This is a genomic window from Streptomyces sp. NPDC058459 (assembly GCF_042721685.1).
GTDB lineage: Bacteria > Actinomycetota > Actinomycetes > Streptomycetales > Streptomycetaceae > Streptomyces.
Genome location: NZ_JBHXLV010000054.1, coordinates 16,091 through 34,351, shown reverse-complemented (window position 1 = coordinate 34,351; position 18,261 = coordinate 16,091). Strand labels below are relative to the sequence as shown.

18 protein-coding genes and 1 pseudogene are annotated in these 18,261 nt (G+C 73.3%); 13 read left to right on the top strand and 6 right to left on the bottom strand.

What is annotated here, in order from left to right; all coding sequences use genetic code 11:
* Positions 1-28 precede the first annotated feature (28 nt).
* Positions 29-757 (bottom strand): lysophospholipid acyltransferase family protein, encoded by a 729-nt coding sequence (locus ACFWN1_RS13345; RefSeq protein WP_384360710.1) that lies wholly within the window; start codon positions 755-757, stop codon positions 29-31.
* Between the two features lie 203 nt (positions 758-960).
* Between ACFWN1_RS13345 and ACFWN1_RS13340 the strand changes: the two genes are divergently transcribed.
* The 5 genes from ACFWN1_RS13340 to ACFWN1_RS13320 all read left to right on the top strand — a co-directional run bounded on the left by ACFWN1_RS13340 (position 961) and on the right by ACFWN1_RS13320 (position 5,556).
* Positions 961-1,365, top strand: a complete 405-nt coding sequence (locus ACFWN1_RS13340) for a TlpA family protein disulfide reductase (protein WP_384360716.1) — start codon at positions 961-963, stop codon at positions 1,363-1,365.
* A gap of 191 nt (positions 1,366-1,556) precedes the next feature.
* Positions 1,557-2,066, top strand: a complete 510-nt coding sequence (locus ACFWN1_RS13335) for a flavin reductase family protein (protein ID WP_384360708.1) — start codon at positions 1,557-1,559, stop codon at positions 2,064-2,066.
* A gap of 219 nt (positions 2,067-2,285) precedes the next feature.
* On the top strand, positions 2,286-3,071 hold the full coding sequence (locus tag ACFWN1_RS13330; protein ID WP_384360706.1) for an electron transfer flavoprotein subunit beta/FixA family protein: 786 nt from the start codon (positions 2,286-2,288) through the stop codon (positions 3,069-3,071).
* A 51-nt stretch (positions 3,072-3,122) separates the two neighbouring features.
* Positions 3,123-4,085 carry an electron transfer flavoprotein subunit alpha/FixB family protein gene (locus ACFWN1_RS13325; protein WP_384360704.1) on the top strand — a complete coding sequence of 321 codons (963 nt, stop codon included), beginning with the start codon at positions 3,123-3,125 and terminating at the stop codon, positions 4,083-4,085.
* Between the two features lie 208 nt (positions 4,086-4,293).
* On the top strand, positions 4,294-5,556 hold the full coding sequence (locus tag ACFWN1_RS13320) for a DUF6986 family protein (RefSeq protein ID WP_384360702.1): 1,263 nt from the start codon (positions 4,294-4,296) through the stop codon (positions 5,554-5,556).
* 5 nt (positions 5,557-5,561) lie between these two features.
* Here the strand turns inward: ACFWN1_RS13320 and ACFWN1_RS13315 are convergent, their stop codons facing one another.
* Entirely contained in the window at positions 5,562-6,611 is a 1,050-nt protein-coding gene (locus tag ACFWN1_RS13315) for a LacI family DNA-binding transcriptional regulator (RefSeq protein ID WP_384360700.1), read from the bottom strand.
* A 219-nt stretch (positions 6,612-6,830) separates the two neighbouring features.
* Here ACFWN1_RS13315 and ACFWN1_RS13310 point away from each other — a divergent pair, with 219 nt between their 5' ends.
* Positions 6,831-7,784 carry an ROK family protein gene (locus tag ACFWN1_RS13310; RefSeq protein WP_130335567.1) on the top strand — a complete coding sequence of 318 codons (954 nt, stop codon included), beginning with the start codon at positions 6,831-6,833 and terminating at the stop codon, positions 7,782-7,784.
* 44 nt (positions 7,785-7,828) lie between these two features.
* Here the strand turns inward: ACFWN1_RS13310 and ACFWN1_RS13305 are convergent.
* Positions 7,829-8,026 (bottom strand): annotated as a pseudogene (locus ACFWN1_RS13305) (NPCBM/NEW2 domain-containing protein); the annotation flags it as partial.
* Positions 8,027-8,226: 200 nt separating this feature from the next.
* Between ACFWN1_RS13305 and ACFWN1_RS13300 the strand changes: the two are divergent.
* The gene (locus ACFWN1_RS13300; protein WP_384360698.1) at positions 8,227-8,415 is read left to right on the top strand and encodes a hypothetical protein; all 189 of its coding nucleotides are present in this window, start codon (positions 8,227-8,229) and stop codon (positions 8,413-8,415) included.
* A gap of 142 nt (positions 8,416-8,557) precedes the next feature.
* Entirely contained in the window at positions 8,558-9,601 is a 1,044-nt protein-coding gene (locus tag ACFWN1_RS13295) for an NUDIX domain-containing protein (protein ID WP_384360696.1), read from the top strand.
* 46 nt (positions 9,602-9,647) lie between these two features.
* On the opposite strand, the gene ACFWN1_RS13290 is transcribed toward ACFWN1_RS13295, so the two are convergent.
* Positions 9,648-11,003, bottom strand: coding sequence for a dipeptidase (locus tag ACFWN1_RS13290; RefSeq protein WP_384360694.1), 1,356 nt, complete (start codon positions 11,001-11,003; stop codon positions 9,648-9,650).
* A 173-nt stretch (positions 11,004-11,176) separates the two neighbouring features.
* Here ACFWN1_RS13290 and ACFWN1_RS13285 point away from each other — a divergent pair, with 173 nt between their 5' ends.
* A complete protein-coding gene (locus tag ACFWN1_RS13285; protein ID WP_384360692.1) occupies positions 11,177-12,469 on the top strand; it encodes a geranylgeranyl reductase family protein in 1,293 nt (430 codons plus the stop codon).
* Between the two features lie 12 nt (positions 12,470-12,481).
* Here the strand turns inward: ACFWN1_RS13285 and ACFWN1_RS13280 are convergent, their stop codons facing one another.
* Entirely contained in the window at positions 12,482-12,937 is a 456-nt protein-coding gene (locus tag ACFWN1_RS13280) for a nitroreductase family deazaflavin-dependent oxidoreductase (RefSeq protein ID WP_384360690.1), read from the bottom strand.
* A 129-nt stretch (positions 12,938-13,066) separates the two neighbouring features.
* On the opposite strand from ACFWN1_RS13280, the gene ACFWN1_RS13275 reads away from it, so the two are divergent.
* Positions 13,067-13,759: a TetR/AcrR family transcriptional regulator gene (locus tag ACFWN1_RS13275; RefSeq protein WP_384360688.1), complete on the top strand. Its 693-nt coding sequence runs from the start codon at positions 13,067-13,069 to the stop codon at positions 13,757-13,759.
* A gap of 331 nt (positions 13,760-14,090) precedes the next feature.
* Here the strand turns inward: ACFWN1_RS13275 and ACFWN1_RS13270 are convergent, their stop codons facing one another.
* The gene (locus ACFWN1_RS13270) at positions 14,091-15,224 is read right to left on the bottom strand and encodes a methyltransferase (protein ID WP_384360714.1); all 1,134 of its coding nucleotides are present in this window, start codon (positions 15,222-15,224) and stop codon (positions 14,091-14,093) included.
* 97 nt (positions 15,225-15,321) lie between these two features.
* On the opposite strand from ACFWN1_RS13270, the gene ACFWN1_RS13265 reads away from it, so the two are divergent.
* From ACFWN1_RS13265 to ACFWN1_RS13255, 3 genes are all read left to right on the top strand, one after another.
* The gene (locus ACFWN1_RS13265) at positions 15,322-15,987 is read left to right on the top strand and encodes an alpha-ketoglutarate-dependent dioxygenase AlkB family protein (protein WP_384360686.1); all 666 of its coding nucleotides are present in this window, start codon (positions 15,322-15,324) and stop codon (positions 15,985-15,987) included.
* Positions 15,988-16,048: 61 nt separating this feature from the next.
* Positions 16,049-17,287: an ROK family protein gene (locus ACFWN1_RS13260; RefSeq protein WP_384360684.1), complete on the top strand. Its 1,239-nt coding sequence runs from the start codon at positions 16,049-16,051 to the stop codon at positions 17,285-17,287.
* Complete coding sequence (locus ACFWN1_RS13255; protein ID WP_384360682.1) at positions 17,284-18,000, top strand: NUDIX domain-containing protein; 717 nt, start codon at positions 17,284-17,286, stop codon at positions 17,998-18,000. The genes ACFWN1_RS13260 and ACFWN1_RS13255 overlap by 4 nt, the downstream gene beginning before the upstream one ends.
* Positions 18,001-18,261 lie beyond the last annotated feature (261 nt).

Genomic DNA, 18,261 nt, shown 5'->3' with positions numbered 1-18,261 from the left:
GTGATCGTCCGGCCGGGCCGCCGTCGTCTCAGATGGCCTCGACCGCGCGGAGCTGCTCGTTCGTCGGGGCCGTGCCGCCCAGGTGGGCGGGGAGCCACCAGGAGTCCTCGGCGCCCTTCGGACGGACCGGGTAGGCGCGCTGGGCGGCGTCCAGCAGCTCCTGGACGCGCTCGCGCAGCCGACGGGTGATCGCGCCCGCGTACTGCTCGCGCGACGCCTCCAGCGCCTCGCCGACGCGGATGGTGACCGGGGTGTGGCTGCGCTTGAAGTTGCGCGGCTGGCCCTTGGTCCACAGCCGCTGGGTGCCCCACAGCGCCATCGGCACCAGCGGGACGCCCGCCTCCTGGGCCATGCGCGCTGCACCGGACTTGAAGCTCTTCAGGGTGAACGACTCCGAGATGGTCGCCTCCGGGAACACCCCGACGATCTCCCCGGCGCGCAGCGACGCCAGCGCGTGCGCGTACGCCGTCTCGCCCTGGGCGCGGTCGACCGGGATGTGCTTCATGCCGCGCATCAGCGGACCCGACACCTTGTGCCGGAAGACCGACTCCTTGGCCATGAACCGCACCAGGCGCTTCTGCGGCAGCGCGGACAGGCCGTTGAAGATGAAGTCCAGGTAGCTGATGTGATTGCTCACCAGCACGGCGCCGCCGGAGCGCGGGATGTTCTCCGACCCCCGGCAGTCGATCTTGAGGTCCCACACCTTGAACATCGTCCTGGCGAGACCGACGACGGGACGGTAGACCAGCTCTGCCATATGCGGGGAGGTCCCTTTCTGCTCTGCTCGGGAAAGGGGCTCCCGGCGGGAAGTTACGGAGCCGTAAGTTTACGGCTCTCGCAGATCGTGCCCCATGAACGGGCGAGTGACCAGTGTTGGTGCCCCGTGGCGGCGAGATCCTCGTCACGTCCGTCCGCAGGCCCCTCTTTCGGAGGCCGGGAATCCATTCGGCCCTCGATGTGCTGGTGCTGAGGGCGGATCAAACGACCAGCGCCGCACGAGCGGCGGAGCGGAGGACACGGGTGCGCGGGCGGGACGACGTACGGCGGCTGACGGCGGCCGACCTGGGCGCCGAACTGGGGGAGCGGGCCACCCTCGTGCAGTTCTCCACCGCCTTCTGCGCACCCTGCCGGGCCACCCGCCGCACCCTCGCCGAGGTCGCCCGGATGGTTCCCGGTGTGACCCATGTCGAGATCGACGCGGAGGACCGCCTCGGCCTGGTCCGCGAACTGGACGTCCTGAAGACGCCCACCGTGCTGGTCCTCGGCCCGGACGGCGAGGTCGTGCGGCGGGCCCAGGGGCAGCCGCGGCGGGCCGATGTCATCGCCGCGCTGGGCGAGGCCGTGGGCGGGCGGGAAGGTGACTGAGCGCCGGACGGGCCCCGGCGGCGACTTGACGGCGTCGGTGGCGGGTCGTCAGCCTGGTCCGGTGCCGATCGAACACCTTCTCGCCGAACAGGTCCCCGGAGTCCCGGCCCCGAGCGGGCGAACCCGCTGTCCCGGCCGCTGAACGGCCCCGTACCGGATCAGCCCGCTCCCGTCAGCACAAGGACGACCCCATGACGGCCACTCCCGGCCTCGGCTCCCGCCACCCCGCCTCACCGGACCTGCTGCGCTCCGTCTTCCGCCGGCACGCGGCGGGCGTCGCGGTGATCACCGCGCGCGGCGAGGACGGCCCGGTCGGCTTCACCGCCACCTCGCTCAGCTCCGTCTCCGCCGAGCCGCCGATGATCTCCTTCGGCATCGGCACCACAGGATCGAGCTGGCCCGCGATCGCGCGGACCGACCACGTCGGCGTCCATGTGCTCGGTGAGCATCAGAGCGACCTCGCCGCCACTTTCGCGCGCAGCGGAGCCGACCGCTTCGGGGCGTCCACCGGCTGGCGCGAGGGGCCCGGGGGCGTGCCCGTACTGGACGATGTGCTCGCCTGGCTGGTGTGCCGGATCGTGGGCCGGATACCGGCGGGGGATCACCGGATCGTGCTCGCCGAGGTGCTGCACGGCGACCCCTCCGGCGAGGGCCGGCCGCTCATCTACCACCAGGGACGCTTCAACGCCCTGCGGGACTGAGCGGGTTGGGCCCGGCTCGGCGCGACCGTCGACCCCGGTTACGCTGCGTTGCGAAGGTCACACTCCAAAGCGCTTGCTCAGCGGGCACGAACTGGTTGTACTGGTGAGTAATATTTCGGTCGGAGCGCACCGACGCCCCGAGCGGGATCAGCCGCTTGAGACGCCTATGCTGCACTTCAAGAGGCAGCCCGGAAAAGACGATGCAGTAGGAGAGCCGGCGTGAGCTTGAGGATCGTTGTCACTGTGAAGTACGTGCCCGACGCCACCGGCGACCGGCACTTCGCCGATGACCTGACCGTCGACCGCGACGACGTGGACGGTCTGCTCTCCGAACTGGACGAGTACGCGGTCGAGCAGGCGCTCCAGATCGCGGACGAGGCGGACGACGCCGAGGTCACCGTGCTGACCGTCGGTCCCGAGGACGCCAAGGACGCGCTGCGCAAGGCCCTCTCGATGGGCGCCGACAAGGCGATCCACGTCGAGGACGACGACCTGCACGGGACCGACGCCCTGGGCACCTCGCTGGTGCTGACCAAGGCGATCGAGAAGGCCGGCTACGACCTGGTGATCTCCGGCATGGCCTCCACCGACGGCACCATGGGTGTCGTTCCGGCGCTGGTCGCCGAGCGTCTGGGTGTGCCGCAGGTGACGCTGCTCTCCGAGATCTCGGTCGAGGACGGCACCGTCAAGGGCCGCCGTGACGGCGACGCCGCCTCCGAGCAGCTCGAGGCTTCCCTGCCGGCCGTGGTCTCCGTGACCGACCAGTCCGGTGAGGCCCGCTACCCGTCGTTCAAGGGCATCATGGCGGCCAAGAAGAAGCCGGTGGAGTCCTGGGACCTGTCCGACCTCGGCATCGAGGCGGAGGAGGTCGGTCTCGAGGGCGCGTGGACCAAGGTCGAGGCCGCGAACGAGCGCCCGGCGCGCACCGCGGGCACGATCGTCAAGGACGAGGGCGAGGGCGGCAAGCAGCTCGCCGAGTACCTCGCGGGCCAGAAGTTCATCTAAGGCCCCGCGCCCAGGCCGCCCCTCAACTTCGTTACGCAGGAGAGCAATCCCATGGCTGAAGTCCTCGTCTACGTCGACCACCTGGACGGTGCCGTCCGCAAGCCCACCCTGGAGCTGCTGACGCTGGCCCGCCGCATCGGCGAGCCCGTCGCCGTCGCTCTGGGCAGCGGCGCCGCCGACACCGCCGCCATCCTCGCCGAGCACGGCGCGGTGAAGGTTCTCACCGACGACGCGTCCGAGTACGCCGACTACCTGGTCGTACCCAAGGTCGACGCCCTCCAGGCCGCCGTCGAGGCCGTCTCCCCGGCCGCCGTGCTGGTCCCGTCCTCCGCCGAGGGCAAGGAGGTCGCCGCCCGTCTGGCGCTGCGCATCGGCTCCGGTCTGATCACCGACGCCATCGACCTGGAGGCCGGGGCCGAGGGCCCCGTCGCCACCCAGTCGGTGTTCGCGGCGTCGTACACCACCAAGTCCCAGGTCACCAAGGGCATCCCGGTCATCACGGTCAAGCCGAACTCGGCCGCCGTGGAGGCCTCCCCGGCCGCCGGCGCCGCCGAGGCGCTGTCGGTGACCTTCTCCGAGAAGGCGACCGGCACCAAGGTCACCGGCCGCACCCCGCGTGAGTCCACCGGCCGCCCGGAGCTGACCGAGGCCGCGATCGTGGTCTCCGGCGGCCGTGGCGTGAACGGCGCGGACAACTTCGCGCTGATCGAGGCCCTCGCCGACTCGCTCGGTGCCGCCGTCGGCGCCTCGCGTGCCGCCGTCGACGCCGGCTGGTACCCGCACACCAACCAGGTCGGCCAGACCGGCAAGTCGGTCTCGCCGCAGCTGTACATCGCCAACGGCATCTCCGGCGCCATCCAGCACCGCGCCGGCATGCAGACGTCGAAGACGATCGTCGCGGTCAACAAGGACCCCGAGGCCCCGATCTTCGACCTGGTCGACTACGGCGTGGTCGGCGACCTCTTCGCGGTCGTCCCCCAGCTCACCGAGGAGGTCAAGACCCGCAAGGGCTGACCTCGACACGCTGACGAAGGCCCCCGGAACCGCACCGCACCGGTTCCGGGGGCCTCGCGCTGTCCGGGGTGGGTGGGAGCTACACCTGCGGGCACACCTCGGGATCGATCATCCAGGGGAGCGGGGCGTGTTGACCCGTGGGAAAGGCCCTGGGTACCTTCCGTGGGCGGTTTGTCGATGCCGTACCGAGGACGCCGGAGGGTGTGGGATGAGTCGGCGGGAGCACGTGAGGACCAGCCTCGGCGAGGAGGTCGGCAAGGAGGTCGACCACCTCCTCGCGCCCGTCGACGCGGAACTGGCGCTCCGTTACCCCGGCGATCCCGGCACGCGTCAGCCCGTCCACACCGTCTATGTCCCCGGTGACGTGTTCACCGAGGGCACCGTGCGCGAGTGGGGTGACCGGGCGCTCGCCGCGCTCGACGAACACGCCCCGGACGCGGCCTCGTTCGCGGCCGTGCTGGGGCTGCCCGAGGAACTCGCCGGGCCGGTGTACGCCCGCGTCCGCGCCAAGCTGGAGCGCGAACCCGTCGAGGACCTGCGCGTCGACTTCGAGGACGGCTACGGGCACCGGCCGGACCCCGAGGAGGACGAGGACGCCGCCCGCGCCGCCCGGCTGCTCGCGTCGGACGCGCCCCCGTACCTGGGCGTCCGGGTGAAGTGCATGGAGGCGGGGGTGCGCGGGCGGGGCATCCGTACGCTCGACGTCTTCCTCACCGGGCTGCTGGCCGCCGGCGGGCTGCCCGAGGGGCTGAACCTCACGCTGCCCAAGGTGACGTACGCCGAACAGGCCGGCGCGTTCGCCCGGGTGCTGGACGCCTTCGAGCGGACGCACGGGCTGGAGTCCGGGCGGCTCGGCTTCGAGATCCAGATCGAGACCAGCCAGGCGATCCTCGCCGCCGACGGCACCGCCACCGTCGCCCGGATGATCCAGGCCGCCGGGGGCCGGGCCACCGGGCTGCACTACGGCACCTTCGACTACAGCGCCGCCCTCGGGGTCTCCGCCGCCCACCAGGCCCCCGACCACCCGGCCGCCGACCACGCCAAGGCGGTGATGCAGGTCGCGGCGGCCGGCACCGGCGTACGCGTCTCGGACGGCTCCACCAACGTGCTGCCGGTCGGCCCCACGGCACAGGTCCACGACGCCTGGCGGCTGCACCACCGGCTCACCCGCCGCGCCCTGGCCCGCGCCTACCACCAGGGCTGGGACATGCACCCCGGCCACCTCCCGACCCGGTACGCGGCCGTCTTCGCCTTCTACCGGGAGGGGTTCGCCCGAGCGGCGGCCCGCCTCGCCGCCTACACCGCCCGCACCCGGGGCGACGTACTGGACGAGCCCGCCACCGCGCGGGCGCTGAGCGGCTATCTGCTCCGGGGCCTGCACTGCGGCGCCCTGGACGGCGCGGAGGTGACGGCGGCGTGCGGGCTGACCCGGGCCCGGCTGGAGGAGCTGGCGGCGGTCCGGCCCCGGTAGCGGCCTCAGTCCGCCGGCGGCAGTTCCCCCGAGCCCCGGGTGATCAGGCGGGTCGGGAGTTCGATGCGCTGCGGGGTGCCGGGGGCGCCGTCGAGGCGCTGGAAGAGGCGGTCGGCTGCGGTGCGGCCGAGAGCCGCCGCGTCCTGCGCGACCACCGTCACGCCCGGCTGGAGCAGATCGGCCAGCTCGAAGTCGTCGAACCCGACCAGCGCGACCGGCCGGGTCTGCCCGGCGAGCACCCGGATCACCGTGACCGTCACCCGGTTGTTGCCGGTGAAGACGGCGGTGACCGGGTCGGGCCCGGCGAGCATCTCCCGCGTCGCCCGCCGTACCCGCTCGGGATCGGTCGCCCCCAGCGACATCCACTCCCTCGCGACCGGTATCCCCGCGTCCTCCATCGCCGCCCGGTAGCCGCGCAGCCGCTCGGCGGCCGTGTGGATGCCGGGCATGTCACCGATGAAGCCGATCCGGCGGTGGCCGTGCGCGATCAGATGGGCCACGCCGTCCCGGGCGCCGCCGAAGTTGTCCGACAGGACCACGTCCGCGTCGATCCGCGCGGCCGGACGGTCCACGAACACCGTCGCCACGCCCGCCCGGATCTCCGGCTCCAGATAGCGGTGGTCGTCCCCGGCCGGGATCACCACCAGACCGTCCACCCGCCGCGCGCACAGCGCGAGCGCCAGCTCCTGCTCCCGCTCCGGGTCCTCGGCGCTGGACCCGTTGATCAGCAGGGCCCCGTGCGAGCGCGCCACCTCCTCCACGGCACGGCTCAGCGGCCCGTAGAAGGGGTCCGCGAGATCCTCCAGCACCAGACCGATGCTCGCGGTACGGCCCTTGCGCAGCACCCGCGCGCTGTCGTTGCGCCGGAAGCCCAGCCCCTCGATCGCCTCCCGCACCCGCCGCTCGGTGTCCGGGGTGACGCCCGGCTCGCCGTTCACCACGCGGGACACCGTCTTCAGGCCGACCCCGGCCCGTGCGGCCACGTCCTTCATGGTGGGCCGGTTGCCGTAGCGGCTCCCGTTGGCGCTCTCTGCTCGGCGGGTGGTGTCGGGCACGGTGCGTTGTCCTGTCCTGTTGTCCGGGGGTTGTCGCGGGGTGGTGCGGGGAATCTTGGGCTGGTACGGCGTGTGGCGTCGAGCATAGAGCCTGGACAACGTTGTCAGGTGCGAGAGAGACTGTCCACCGCCGTTCCGGCCCGCGCCCCCCACCGCGACCGGCCCGGGACGCTCACCACCACATCGCTAGCTACGGCTCGACGGGGAGACCAGACTCTGATGCACACCGACCTCGTGGCGGCCCTGGACATCGGCGGTACCAAGATCGCCGGTGCGCTGGTGGACGGCCACGGCCGGATCCAGGCGCGCACCCAGCGCGCGACACCCGCGCGACAGGATGGCGAAACGGTCATGCGGGCCGTCGAGCAGGTGCTCGGCGACCTCGCCGCCTCGCCGCTGTGGGGACGCGCCTCCGTGATCGGCATCGGCAGCGCCGGCCCGGTGGACGCCTCGGCGGGCACCGTGAGCCCGGTGAACGTGCCGGGCTGGCGCGGCTTCCCGCTGGTGGAGCGGGTGCGCGCGGCGACGGGCGGGCTGCCGGTCGAGCTGATCGGCGACGGGGTGGCCATCACCGCGGCCGAGCACTGGCAGGGCGCCGCGCGCGGCCATGACAACGCGCTCTGCATGGTGGTCTCCACCGGCGTCGGCGGCGGACTGGTCCTCGGGGGCCGACTGCACCCGGGCCCCACCGGCAACGCCGGTCACATCGGCCACATCAGCGTCGACCTGGACGGCGAACCCTGCCCGTGCGGCGCGCGCGGCTGCGTGGAGGGCCTGGCCAGCGGTCCCAACATCGCCCGCCGCGCCCTGGCCGACGGCTGGCTGCCCGGCCCGGACGGCGACACCTCCGCCGCCGCCGTCGCGGACGCGGCCCGCCGGGGCGACCCGGTCGCCGTGGCCTCCTTCGAGCGGGCCGCGCAGGCGCTCGCCGCCGGGATCGCGGCGACCGCGACCCTGGTCGAGATCGACATCGCGGTGATCGGCGGCGGCGTGGGCAAGGCGGGCGACGTGCTGTTCGCCCCGCTGCGCAAGGCCCTCACCGACTACGCCACCCTCTCCTTCGTCCAGCGGCTCACCGTCGTGCCCGCGCAGATGGGCACAGACGCCGGCCTGGTCGGCGCCGCGGCCGCCGCGCTGGCCCTCCGGCCGGACACGACCGCCGCCGGGGTCTGAGCGCCGCGTGGCCACGGGGACGCCCCCGTGGCCACCGTCCGCTTTCAGCAGCTCAGCCGGGCATCAGCCCAGTCCGCGTGGTCGGAGTCGCTGCCGTCGCCCCCGTCGGTGACGACCAGCCGCACCACCCGCGCGCCGGTGACATCGGTCAGCGGCCGGGCGGCCTCCGCGCTGGTCAGCACGCCCGACGAGGCGGCCCGCACACCGTCCGCCCAGATCTCGAACGCCACGCTGCCGCGTGCGAGACGTGCGGGGGTGAGGGTGACGCATCGCCTACGCTCCTCCGGCCCGCGGCAGACAGGGACGGGCCCGGTGCGTGATCACGGTAGGACGTGTCCGAGTCTGCTGGAAGGGACGTAACGGACACGTTCGGTCCCGTCGGTTCGCCCGGCCGACACCTGTACAGCGTGACCACCTGGGCCGTCCGGCAGTTGATCCCGGCATGAAGAAGCGCAGCATGCTCGCCATCGCCAGCCTCGCCACCGGATTCGTGGTGGCCGCCCTCACCCCGTCCCACGCCGTGGAGAACGGCGCCCTCAGCGACCTCAAGGTGGACGACACCCTGAGTGCCATCGACCACATCGTGAGCCAGGACAGCTTCGACGTGGACGAGGGCGCGCTCGGCCAGTGACGGGCGGCATAGACCGCGAACATAGTGCCGGGACCTTTGCCTCAGGGGTCCCGGCCTCGTCCTGTACGCCCTCATCTGCGCGTGGTTTCCGAGACGGGGTGGAGCGGGCAAGCCCCAGGGGGCCAACAGAAGAGGGGGAACCGTGACCGTCGTCTGGATCAACGGCGCGTTCGGGGCGGGCAAGACCACCACCGCACGGGAACTGGTCGAACTGATCCCGAACAGCACGCTCTTCGACCCCGAGCTGATCGGCGCGGCACTCTCGCGACTGCTGCCGCCCAAGCGTCTCGCCGAGGTCGACGACCATCAGGATCTGCCGATCTGGCGCCGCCTGGTGATCGACACCGCCGCCGCGCTGCTCGCCGAGCTGGGCGGGACCCTGGTGGTCCCCATGACCCTGCTGCGCCAGGAGTACCGCGACGAGATCTTCGGTGGCCTCGCCGCCCGCCGGATCTCCGTGCGCCATCTGCTGCTCGCCCCGGCCGAAACGATTTTGCGCCAGCGCATCGCCGGACGCGATCCATCGCCCGCTGTGCCCGACGCCGAGACGCGCCAGCGGCAGTGGGCGTACGACCACATCGAGCCCTACCGCGCCGCGCTCGCCTCCTGGCTCACCGCCGACGCCTACCCGGTCGACACGAGCGGCCTCACCCCGTACCAGAGCGCCGTCCGGATCACCGAGGCCGTGGGGAGCGGGGCGGCCCGGCCGTGCGAGATCGTGCAGACGCCCGAGCCGACCGGGGAGACCCTGGCCGCCGGGGTGCTGCTCTTCGACGCGGAGGACCGGGTGCTGCTGGTCGACCCCACCTACAAGCCGGGCTGGGAGTTCCCCGGCGGGGTGGTCGAGCGCGGTGAGGCCCCCGCCCGCGCCGGGATGCGGGAGGTCGCCGAGGAGGTCGGTATCCGGCTGCGGGAGGTGCCCCGCCTGCTGGTGGTCGACTGGGAGCGCCCCGCCCCGCCCGGCCACGGCGGACTGCGCCTCCTCTTCGACGGCGGCCGCCTCACCCCTGACCAGGCCGCCCACGTGCTGCTGCCCGGCCCCGAACTGCGCGCCTGGCGCTTCGCCACCGAACGCGAGGCCGCCGGCATGCTCCCCCCGGTCCGCTACGAACGCCTCCGCTGGGCCCTTGTAGCACGCGAACGCGGGGCGGCGGTGTATCTGGAGGCGGGGGTGCCGGTCGGCTGACGGTGTGCGCCCGCTGCCTCAGTCGGGCGCACTCTCGTCAACTCGGTCAGCTCGCCGCGTAGTTGTTGAGGAACAGGGCCTCCGCGAACGACAGACGCTCCAGTTCCTCGGGAGAGACGCTCTCGTTGACCGCGTGGATCTGGGCCTCCGGCTCGCTCAGGCCGATCAGGAGGATCTCCGCCTCCGGGTACAGGCCGGCGAGGGCGTTGCACAGCGGGATGGAGCCGCCCTGGCCCGCGTACTGCATGGTCTCGCCAGGGTAGGCGGCCGCCATCGCGTCGGCCATCGCCCGGTAGGCGGGGCTGCTGGTGTCGGCGCGGAAGGGCTGGCCCTGGCCGACCTGCTCGGTGCTCACCCGCGCGCCCCACGGCGTGTGGGCCTCCAGGTGGGCGACGAGCAGCTTGGTCGCCTCAGCCGCGTCCACGCCCGGCGGCACCCGAAGGCTGATCTGGGCGCGGGCGCTCGCCTGCACCGACGGGGTGGCGCCGACGACCGGCGGGCAGTCGATGCCGATGACCGTCACCGCGGGACGCGCCCACAGCCGGTCGGCGATCGAGCCGTCACCGATCAGCTCCACGCCGTCCAGCACCTTGGCGTCGGCACGGAACTGCTCCTCGCCGTACTCCAGACCCTCCCAGCGGGCGTCGGTCGTCAGGCCGTCCACCGTGGTCGAACCGTCCTCGGCGCGCAGCGAGTCCAGCACGCGGATCAGCGCGCCGAGCGCGTCCGGGGCGGCGCCGCCGAACTGGCCCGAGTGCAGGTTCCCCGCCAGGGTGTCGACCTGGACCCGGAGCATCGTCATGCCGCGCAGGGTGGTGGTCGCCGTCGGCAGGCCCACCCGGAAGTTGCCCGTGTCGCCGATCACGACGGCGTCCGCCCTCAGCAGCTCCGGGTGCGCCTCCGCGTACCGCTCCAGGCCGCCCGTGCCCTGCTCCTCGGAGCCCTCCGCGATCACCTTGATGTGAACCGGTACCCCGCCGTTCGCCTTCAGCGCGCGCAGCGCCAGCAGGTGCATGATCAGGCCGCCCTTGCAGTCGGCCGCACCCCGCCCGTACCAGCGGCCGTCCCGCTCGGTCAGCTCGAACGGCGGCGTGGTCCAGCCTTCCTCGGCCAGCGGCGGCTGCACGTCGTAGTGGGCGTAGAGCAGGACGGTCTTCGCGCCCTCGGGGCCGGGCAGGCAGCCGTACACCGACTGGGTGCCGTCGGGAGTGTCCAGGAGCGCCACGTCGGTGAAGCCCTCGGCGGTGAGCGCGTCCACGATCCAGTTCGCGGCGCCCTCGCTCTCGCTCCTCGGGAACTGCGCGAAGTCCGCCACCGACTTGAAGGCGACCAGCTCGGCCAGCTCCGCCTTGGCACGGGGCATCAGCGAGGCGACGGTCTCGGCGACCGGATTCGACGACATGGGCACGACTCCTCATGGGGTTACGACGTTGAACTGCTGGAATACACCGATCCTCCCACAGCGGTCCGAGCCGGGGACCGGCCGTAGGATGCGAGGGACATGAGGGTCCCCCGCCCCATGTCATCCGGTGCACCGGGGGAGCGGCAGCGGCTTGATCGGAGCGATGGACCATCGTGAGCGGCGAGAACACTTCGGCGGAGGATGAGCGGCGGGTCTGGGACGTCGTCGTGGTCGGCGCGGGACCCGCGGGCGCCTCGGCGGCCTACGCGGCGGCCGTCGCCGGCCGCCGGGTGCTGATCCTGGAGAAGGCGGAACTGCCCCGCTACAAGACGTGCGGCGGCGGCATCATCGGCCCCTCCCGCGACGCGCTCCCGCCCGGCTTCGAACTCCCCTTCCGCGACCGGGTGCACGCCGTCACCTTCTCCCACAACGGCCGCTTCGCCCGGACCCGCCGCTCCCGGCAGACGCTGTTCGGGCTGATCAACCGGCCCGAGTTCGACCAGCGCCTGGTGGAACACGCCCAGCAGGCGGGCGCCGAGGTGCGCACCGGCGTGACCGTGCAGCGCGTGGAGCAGCACGGCTCGGCCGTCCCCGACCGGCGCACCGTCGCCGTGGTCCTCCAGGGCGGGGAGACGGTACTGGCCCACGCCGTCGTCGGCGCGGACGGCAGCGCCAGCCGCATAGGGGCCCATGTCGGCGTCAAGCTGGACCAGGTCGACCTCGGCCTGGAGGCCGAGATCCCGGTGCCGGACACCGTCGCCGAGGACTGGAAGGGCCGCGTCCTCATCGACTGGGGCCCGCTGCCCGGAAGTTACGGCTGGGTCTTCCCCAAGGGCGACACGCTCACCGTCGGCGTGATCTCCGCGCGCGGCGAAGGCGCGGCCACCAAGCGGTACTTGGAGGACTTCATCGCCCGGCTCGGCCTCGCCGGCTTCGAACCGAGCATCTCCTCCGGCCACTTGACCCGCTGCCGCGCCGATGACTCCCCGCTCTCCCGCGGCCGGGTGCTGGTCTGCGGCGACGCGGCCGGACTGCTGGAACCCTGGACCCGTGAGGGCATCTCCTTCGCCCTGCGCTCCGGGCGCCTCGCGGGGGAGTGGGCGGTACGGATCGCCGAGGCCCACGACGCCGTCGACACCCGTCGGCAGGCCCTGAACTACGCCTTCGCCATCAAGGCGGGGCTGGGCGTGGAGATGAGCGTCGGCAAGCGGCTGCTGGCCGCCTTCGAGCGCCGTCCCGGGGTCTTCCACGCCGGGATCACCGGATTCCGGCCCGCGTGGAAGGCGTTCCGGGACATCACCACCGGCGCGACGACGCTCGGGGAGATGGTCAGGTCCCGCCCGCTCGCCCAGCGTGCGCTGGCCGCGCTGGACCGGGGACGGACCGCGCCCGAGGTGCGGGAGGAGGAGCCGGAGCAGCCGGAGCAGCCTGGACGGCCTGAGCAGGGGGACACCGTCAGTCCGTGACGGCGAGCACCGTCAGTCCGTGACGGTGATCCGGAACACCGGGTGGTCGGAGGCGGCCGCGAGGATCTCCGCGTCGGAGGAGCTCGCGGTCACCCCGGCGAAGAACTTGTCGACCTGCCAGCCCCACCGCTCCAGGTAGGTCCGCAGGATCGGGAGCTTCTCCCCGTCGGGCAGCTCCACCGCGCTGAACGGCCGCACCTTCCGGCCGACCCGCAGCTCCCCGCCGCCCGCCGCCCGCATGTTCCGCACCCACTGGGAGTGCCCGCGCGCCGACACGAGGTACTGCCCGCCCTCGTACGTGTGCGGGTTGACCGGGATGCGCTGCGGCTCGCCGCTCTTGCGGCCGCGCACCGACAGCTCCGCGCTGCCCGCCAGGCTGACGCCGAGCCGGGCGAGCTTGCCGACGAGCCCGTTGAACCACGTGCCCAGCGAGCCGGCCTTCAGGTAATACGGCGTGGACGACGACATGACGACCCCCAGGGGTTCGGGAGAGCGGTGCTCTCGCTTCTGGCTCCAGTGTGCCGAGATCAGTGCTCTCGTGCAAGAGCAGTGCTCTGATTTGTGTGCACTGCTCCGCCGCATGGCACACTGACCCCCATGAACGCAGCAGAGGGCGCCCGCGCGCGAGCCAGGACCGAGGTCACCGCGGCCATCAAGGACGAGGCCCGCAGACAGCTCGCCGCCGAGGGTGCGGCGAAGCTCTCGCTGCGCGCCGTGGCCCGCGAACTAGGCATGGTGTCCTCGGCGCTCTACCGGTACTTCCCGAGCCGCGACGACCTATTGACCGCGCTCATCATCGACGCCTACGACTCCCTCGGCGAAGCAGCTGAGACAGCCCAAGCCGACGTCCCCGAGGGGGAGTTGACACGCCGCTGGACGACGGTCTGCGAGGCGGTGCGCGGCTGGGCGCTGGCCCGCCCGCACGAGTACGCGCTGATCTACGGCTCGCCCGTACCCGGCTACGCCGCCCCCGCCACCACCGTTCCGTCCGCCGCGCGGGTGACCATGGTCCTGATCGGCGTCGTCCGTGACGCCCACGACGGGCCCGGCCTCACCGGGGTGTCGCTCCCCGACGAGCTGCGCCCCGAGGCCGAGCGCATGGCGGCCGACATCGCCCCCGGACTGCCGCCCGAGGCCGCGTCCGCCATGGTCGCCGCCTGGGCCGAGCTGTTCGGGCTGATCGGCTTCGAGGTGTTCGGACAGTTCACCCGGGTCGTGGAGGACCGCGAACGCTTCTTCCGGCACGCCGCCGCCCGGCTCGGCGCGAGCGTGGGCCTGCCCGCCGCCTGACCTCGCGGGCTCAGACGCCGAGAACCCGCACGCCCGCATCCTCGAACCGGCTCACCGTCTCCGGGGTCACCTCGGCGTCCGTCACGAGCGTGTCCACCCCAGCGCTGTCGAGCGCGTCGCAGCCGCGCCACGACCATCCGCACCGCCGCCCTGGACCACGCCCTGCTCAGGACACTCTCCGCCGAACTGGCCGTACCCCTGGTGCCGCACGGCTCCTCGGGCGTGCCCGACGACGAGCTGGACCACGGCGGTAGGGCGCGGGATCGGCGAGGTAAACGAGGGGACCGCCCGCGAGGTGGCCCGGATCTCCGCGTCCTGTACGGCGACGGCGTCAGCCCTTCCTGACCGCCTTCAGCACCACGAACTTCGGGTCGCTCGCGACCAGTTCACAGTTGCCGAACAGCCGCTTCAGCCTCACGTGGTACCCCAGGTGCCGGTTCCCGATCACCCACAGCTCACCGCCCGGCCGCAGCGCCCGCTCGGCACCGGTGAACATCCGCCAGGACGTCGCGTCACTCGTGGCCTGGTGGGAGTGGAAGGGCGGGTTGTTCAGCACCAGGTCCACACTGCCGGACGCCACCCCGGCCAGCCCGTCCCCGACCCGGAACTCCGCGTGCCCCGGCACCCCGTTCGCCTTGTACGTGGCCTCCGCCGAGGCGACCGCCTGGAACGACTCGTCCACGAACAGCACCTCGGCCTCCGGGTCGGCCAGCGCCACCGCCGTCCCCACCACGCCGTTGCCGCAGCCGAGGTCCACCACCCGGCGCCCGTGCGTCCTCGGCAGGTGCCCCAGGAAGAACCGGGTGCCGATGTCCAGCCGGTCGGCGCAGAAGACGCCCGCGTGATTGACCACCGGCCGCCCGGACGCCGCGCCGACCCCGTCCGGCAGGGTGTAGCCGTACGGCCAGGGGTTGTCCGGTGTGCCGAGCGCCGGGTCCGGGGTGCAGAAGATCAGCCGGGCCTTCTGCCGCGCCGGCGAGGTGCGGGTCGGCCCCAGAATCCGCTCGAACAGTTTCAGCGTGGAGGTGTGGATCTCCTTCACCATGCCGGTGCCGATCACCACCGTCTCCGCGTGCACGGCGGGCGCCAGCCGCAGCAACTGGTCCTCCAGCAGCGCCAGGCTCTTGGGCACGCGCACCAGCAGCACGTCCACCCGCTCGGGCACCGGGTCCTGCGTGGTCAGCAGCCGCACCGCGCCGGGCCCGACCCCGGCCCGCGCCAGGTTCGCCCGCGTGGCCTCCTGGCTCAGGAAGGAGTCGGTGATCTGCGTCGTCCGGTGTGCGGCGAGCGCCGTCGCCAGTGCGCCCCAGCGGTCGCCGAGCACCACCACCTCGCCCGACAGCTCCACCCCTTCCTCGGCCAGATGCCGCAGCAGATAAGCGTCGGAGGCGTCCCAGGCGCGCAGGCGGTCGCGGGGATCGTCGGGGAAGCGGGACAGCTCGGTCTCGCCCCACGGAGTCGTCATGCGGTCGTTCATCGCCCCCCAGGCTAGCCGAGCCCCAGCTCAGGACCGGTCGGCCATCCTCTGGGGATGTCTCGTCCCTTGAGGGAAAATGGGGCGCATGGACGTGGAACTCTTCCCGCGGGAGCGGGCCGAAGCCGCGCCGGGCGCCGTGCACGTCCCGCGGTGGCTCGACGCCGGCCGGCAGCACGCGCTGCTCACCGCATGCCGCGACTGGGCACGCCCCCCGGCCGGCCTGCGCACCGTCCACACGCCTGGCGGCGGCACCATGACCGCCCGCCAGGTCTGCCTGGGCTGGCACTGGTACCCGTACGCCTATGCCCGTACCGTCGTCGACGGCGACGACGCGCCCGTGAAACCCTTCCCGGCCTGGCTGGACGAGCTGGCCCGGAACGCCGTCGCGGACGCCCTCGGCCCGGAGGCGGTCCCCGGCGATCCCTACGACATCGCCCTGATCAACTTCTACGACGGCGACGCCCGCATGGGCATGCACCGCGACGGCGACGAACGCTCCGACGCACCGGTGGTCTCCCTCAGCCTGGGTGACAGCTGCGTGTTCCGCTTCGGCAACACCGAGACGCGCACCCGCCCCTACACGGACGTGGAGCTGCGCAGCGGCGACCTCTTCGTCTTCGGCGGTCCCTCACGCCTCGCCTTCCACGGCGTCCCACGCGTGCTGCCCGGCACCGCCCCACCCGGACTGGGCCTGACCGGACGGCTCAACATCACCCTGCGCGTGAGCGGCCTGACGGCCCCCACTCGCTGAGCATGTCAAATCGGCCACCGTACGGGCCCCGACTCGGGCGGATCATGCGAGACTCGCCCCCATGAGCGGCACGGCGGAGCCCCGGAAGGCGGGGACAGGACCCATCTCACGGGCGCGGCTGGACCGGGGCCGCGGTGCCCTCGGCCCTGCGCTGGAGCTGGTGCACACCGGGCGCGCGCCGACCCGTGCCGTACTCACCGCCGAACTCGGCGTCACCCGTGCCACCGCCGGTGCCGTCGCCGCCGAACTGGAGGCGCTCGGCCTGATCCGGGTCGACGCCCGCCCCAGCGCCCCCGTCGGCTCCCAGGGCCGCCCCTCGCACCGCCTGGAGGTCGCCGAGGACGGCCCCGTCGCGCTCGCCGCCCAGATCCACACGGACGGTTTCCGGGCCGCCCTGGTCGGCCTCGGCGGACGGATCGTGGCGACCGCGCCCGGCTGCGAGACCGTTGACGCCGACCCGGCCAAGGTGCTCGGCGCGGTGATCGAGGCGGGCGCCGAACTGCTGCGCGCCACCGGCCGGCGCTGCGTGGGCGCCGGGCTCGCCGTGCCCTCCGCCGTGGCCGAACCCGAGGGGCTCGCTCTCAACCCCCTCCACCTGGCCTGGCCCGCCGGGGAACCGGTCCGCCGCATCTTCGCCGACCTCGTGCACGCGGCCGGCATCACCGGGCCCGCCTTCGCGGGCAACGACGTCAACCTCGCCGCCCTCGCCGAACACCGGCACGGCGCGGGCCGGGGCGCCCGGCACCTGCTGTGCGTGGCCACCGGCCACCGGGGTGTCGGCGGCGCGCTCGTCCTCGACGGCCGCCTGCACACCGGGAGTTCGGGCCTCGCCCTGGAGGTCGGCCACCTCACCGTCAACCCCGAGGGCCGCGTCTGCCACTGCGGCAGCCGGGGCTGTCTCGACGTCGAGGCCGACCCGCTCGCCCTCCTCATGGAGGCCGGCCTCGACCCCGGCCCCGAGGTGTCCCTCCTCGCCCAGGCCGACGACCTGCTGCGCACCCGCTACGCCGAGCCCGCCGTACGCGCCGCCGCCGAGACCCTGATCGACCGGCTCGGCCTGGGGCTCGCCGGGCTGGTCAACATCCTCAACCCCGACCGGATCATCCTGGGCGGACTGCACCGGGGTCTGCTCGCCGCCGACCCGGAGCGGCTGCGCGCGGTCGTCGCCGAGCGCAGTCTGTGGGGGCGGAGCGGCGGCGTTCCCATCCTGCCGTGCACGCTGGACCACGACAGCCTGGTCGGCGCCGCCGAACTCGCCTGGCAGCCCGTCCTCGACGACCCGCTCGCGGCCTTGCGGTGACACCGGAGCTGTGGGACGTCTCCCGCCTGCGGTTCGAGGAGACGGCCCCGCCCGCCCTCACCGCCGCCCAGCGCACGACGCTGGACCACCGCTGGGCAGCCGCCGTGCGCGCCAACCCCGCCCTGTTCGACGGCCCGGTGGCCGCGCTCACCGCCCTCGAACGCGACGACGCGGGCGGCCTGCTGGTGTCCTGGACACGCCTGACGTACCGCTTCCGTGCCCTGCGCGGCCTCCCGGACGCGCCCGCTGTGTCGGGGCTGTTCGTGGCGGTACTCCAACGCTGCGCCGACGGGCGTCTGCTGGTGGGCCGGATGTCGCCCACCACCTCGGCCCCCGGCCGGTGGCAGCTACCGGGCGGAACCCTCGAACCCCCTGCCGTCGGCGCCGTGTTGGACCTCGGCGTGCTCCGGCGCCACGCGGCACGCGAACTGGCCGAGGAGACCGGCTCCGACACTCCGGCCGACGCCCTGGTACCCGGACCCGTCGTCCGCGGCAGCCGGGGCAGCCTGGGATTCCTCTTCACCGCACCTCCGCGCCCCGCACTCGAACTGCGCGTGCGATACGCGGAGTTGGCGTGTGCCGAAACCGCATCGGGGGAGGTGTCCGAGTTCGACCGGGTGGAGCTGGTCGGCTCCACGGCCGAACTCCGGGCGCTGCCGGGTCCGTTGGTGTCCTATCTGGAGCTGGCGGCGGCGCGGGTCCTCCCGTCGTAGCGCGGCGTCACCCGGTGCGGCACCGAAGCCGTACCGGGTATGCCGGTCAGCCCGGTCAGCCCGGTCAGCCCGGGACGGCCGAGGGAGCCGGAGCCGCTGCCGTCACGGCGGGTTCGGGTGCGGCGGACACCGACGAGGTGTGCGCCACGGCGGGTTCGGGGCCGGCCGGCGCGGCCGGTTCGGGTGCCGCGTGCGCCAGGGCGGGTGCCGGTGCCGGTGCCCCGGCCGAGGCATGGGCCACGGCGGGCTCTGGGGTGCGGG

Excerpts from the sequence above, each read along its gene's own strand:
- ACFWN1_RS13345 (WP_384360710.1), bottom strand. The coding sequence starts at position 757 with ATGGCAGAGCTGGTCTACCGTCCCGTCGTCGGTCTCGCCAGGACGATG.
- ACFWN1_RS13335 (WP_384360708.1), top strand. The coding sequence starts at position 1,557 with ATGACGGCCACTCCCGGCCTCGGCTCCCGCCACCCCGCCTCACCGGAC.
- ACFWN1_RS13325 (WP_384360704.1), top strand. The coding sequence starts at position 3,123 with ATGGCTGAAGTCCTCGTCTACGTCGACCACCTGGACGGTGCCGTCCGC.
- ACFWN1_RS13320 (WP_384360702.1), top strand. The coding sequence starts at position 4,294 with ATGAGTCGGCGGGAGCACGTGAGGACCAGCCTCGGCGAGGAGGTCGGC.
- ACFWN1_RS13310 (WP_130335567.1), top strand. The coding sequence starts at position 6,831 with ATGCACACCGACCTCGTGGCGGCCCTGGACATCGGCGGTACCAAGATC.
- ACFWN1_RS13300 (WP_384360698.1), top strand. The coding sequence starts at position 8,227 with ATGAAGAAGCGCAGCATGCTCGCCATCGCCAGCCTCGCCACCGGATTC.
- ACFWN1_RS13290 (WP_384360694.1), bottom strand. The coding sequence starts at position 11,003 with ATGTCGTCGAATCCGGTCGCCGAGACCGTCGCCTCGCTGATGCCCCGT.
- ACFWN1_RS13280 (WP_384360690.1), bottom strand. The coding sequence starts at position 12,937 with ATGTCGTCGTCCACGCCGTATTACCTGAAGGCCGGCTCGCTGGGCACG.
- ACFWN1_RS13275 (WP_384360688.1), top strand. The coding sequence starts at position 13,067 with ATGAACGCAGCAGAGGGCGCCCGCGCGCGAGCCAGGACCGAGGTCACC.
- ACFWN1_RS13270 (WP_384360714.1), bottom strand. The coding sequence starts at position 15,224 with ATGACGACTCCGTGGGGCGAGACCGAGCTGTCCCGCTTCCCCGACGAT.
- ACFWN1_RS13265 (WP_384360686.1), top strand. The coding sequence starts at position 15,322 with ATGGACGTGGAACTCTTCCCGCGGGAGCGGGCCGAAGCCGCGCCGGGC.
- ACFWN1_RS13260 (WP_384360684.1), top strand. The coding sequence starts at position 16,049 with ATGAGCGGCACGGCGGAGCCCCGGAAGGCGGGGACAGGACCCATCTCA.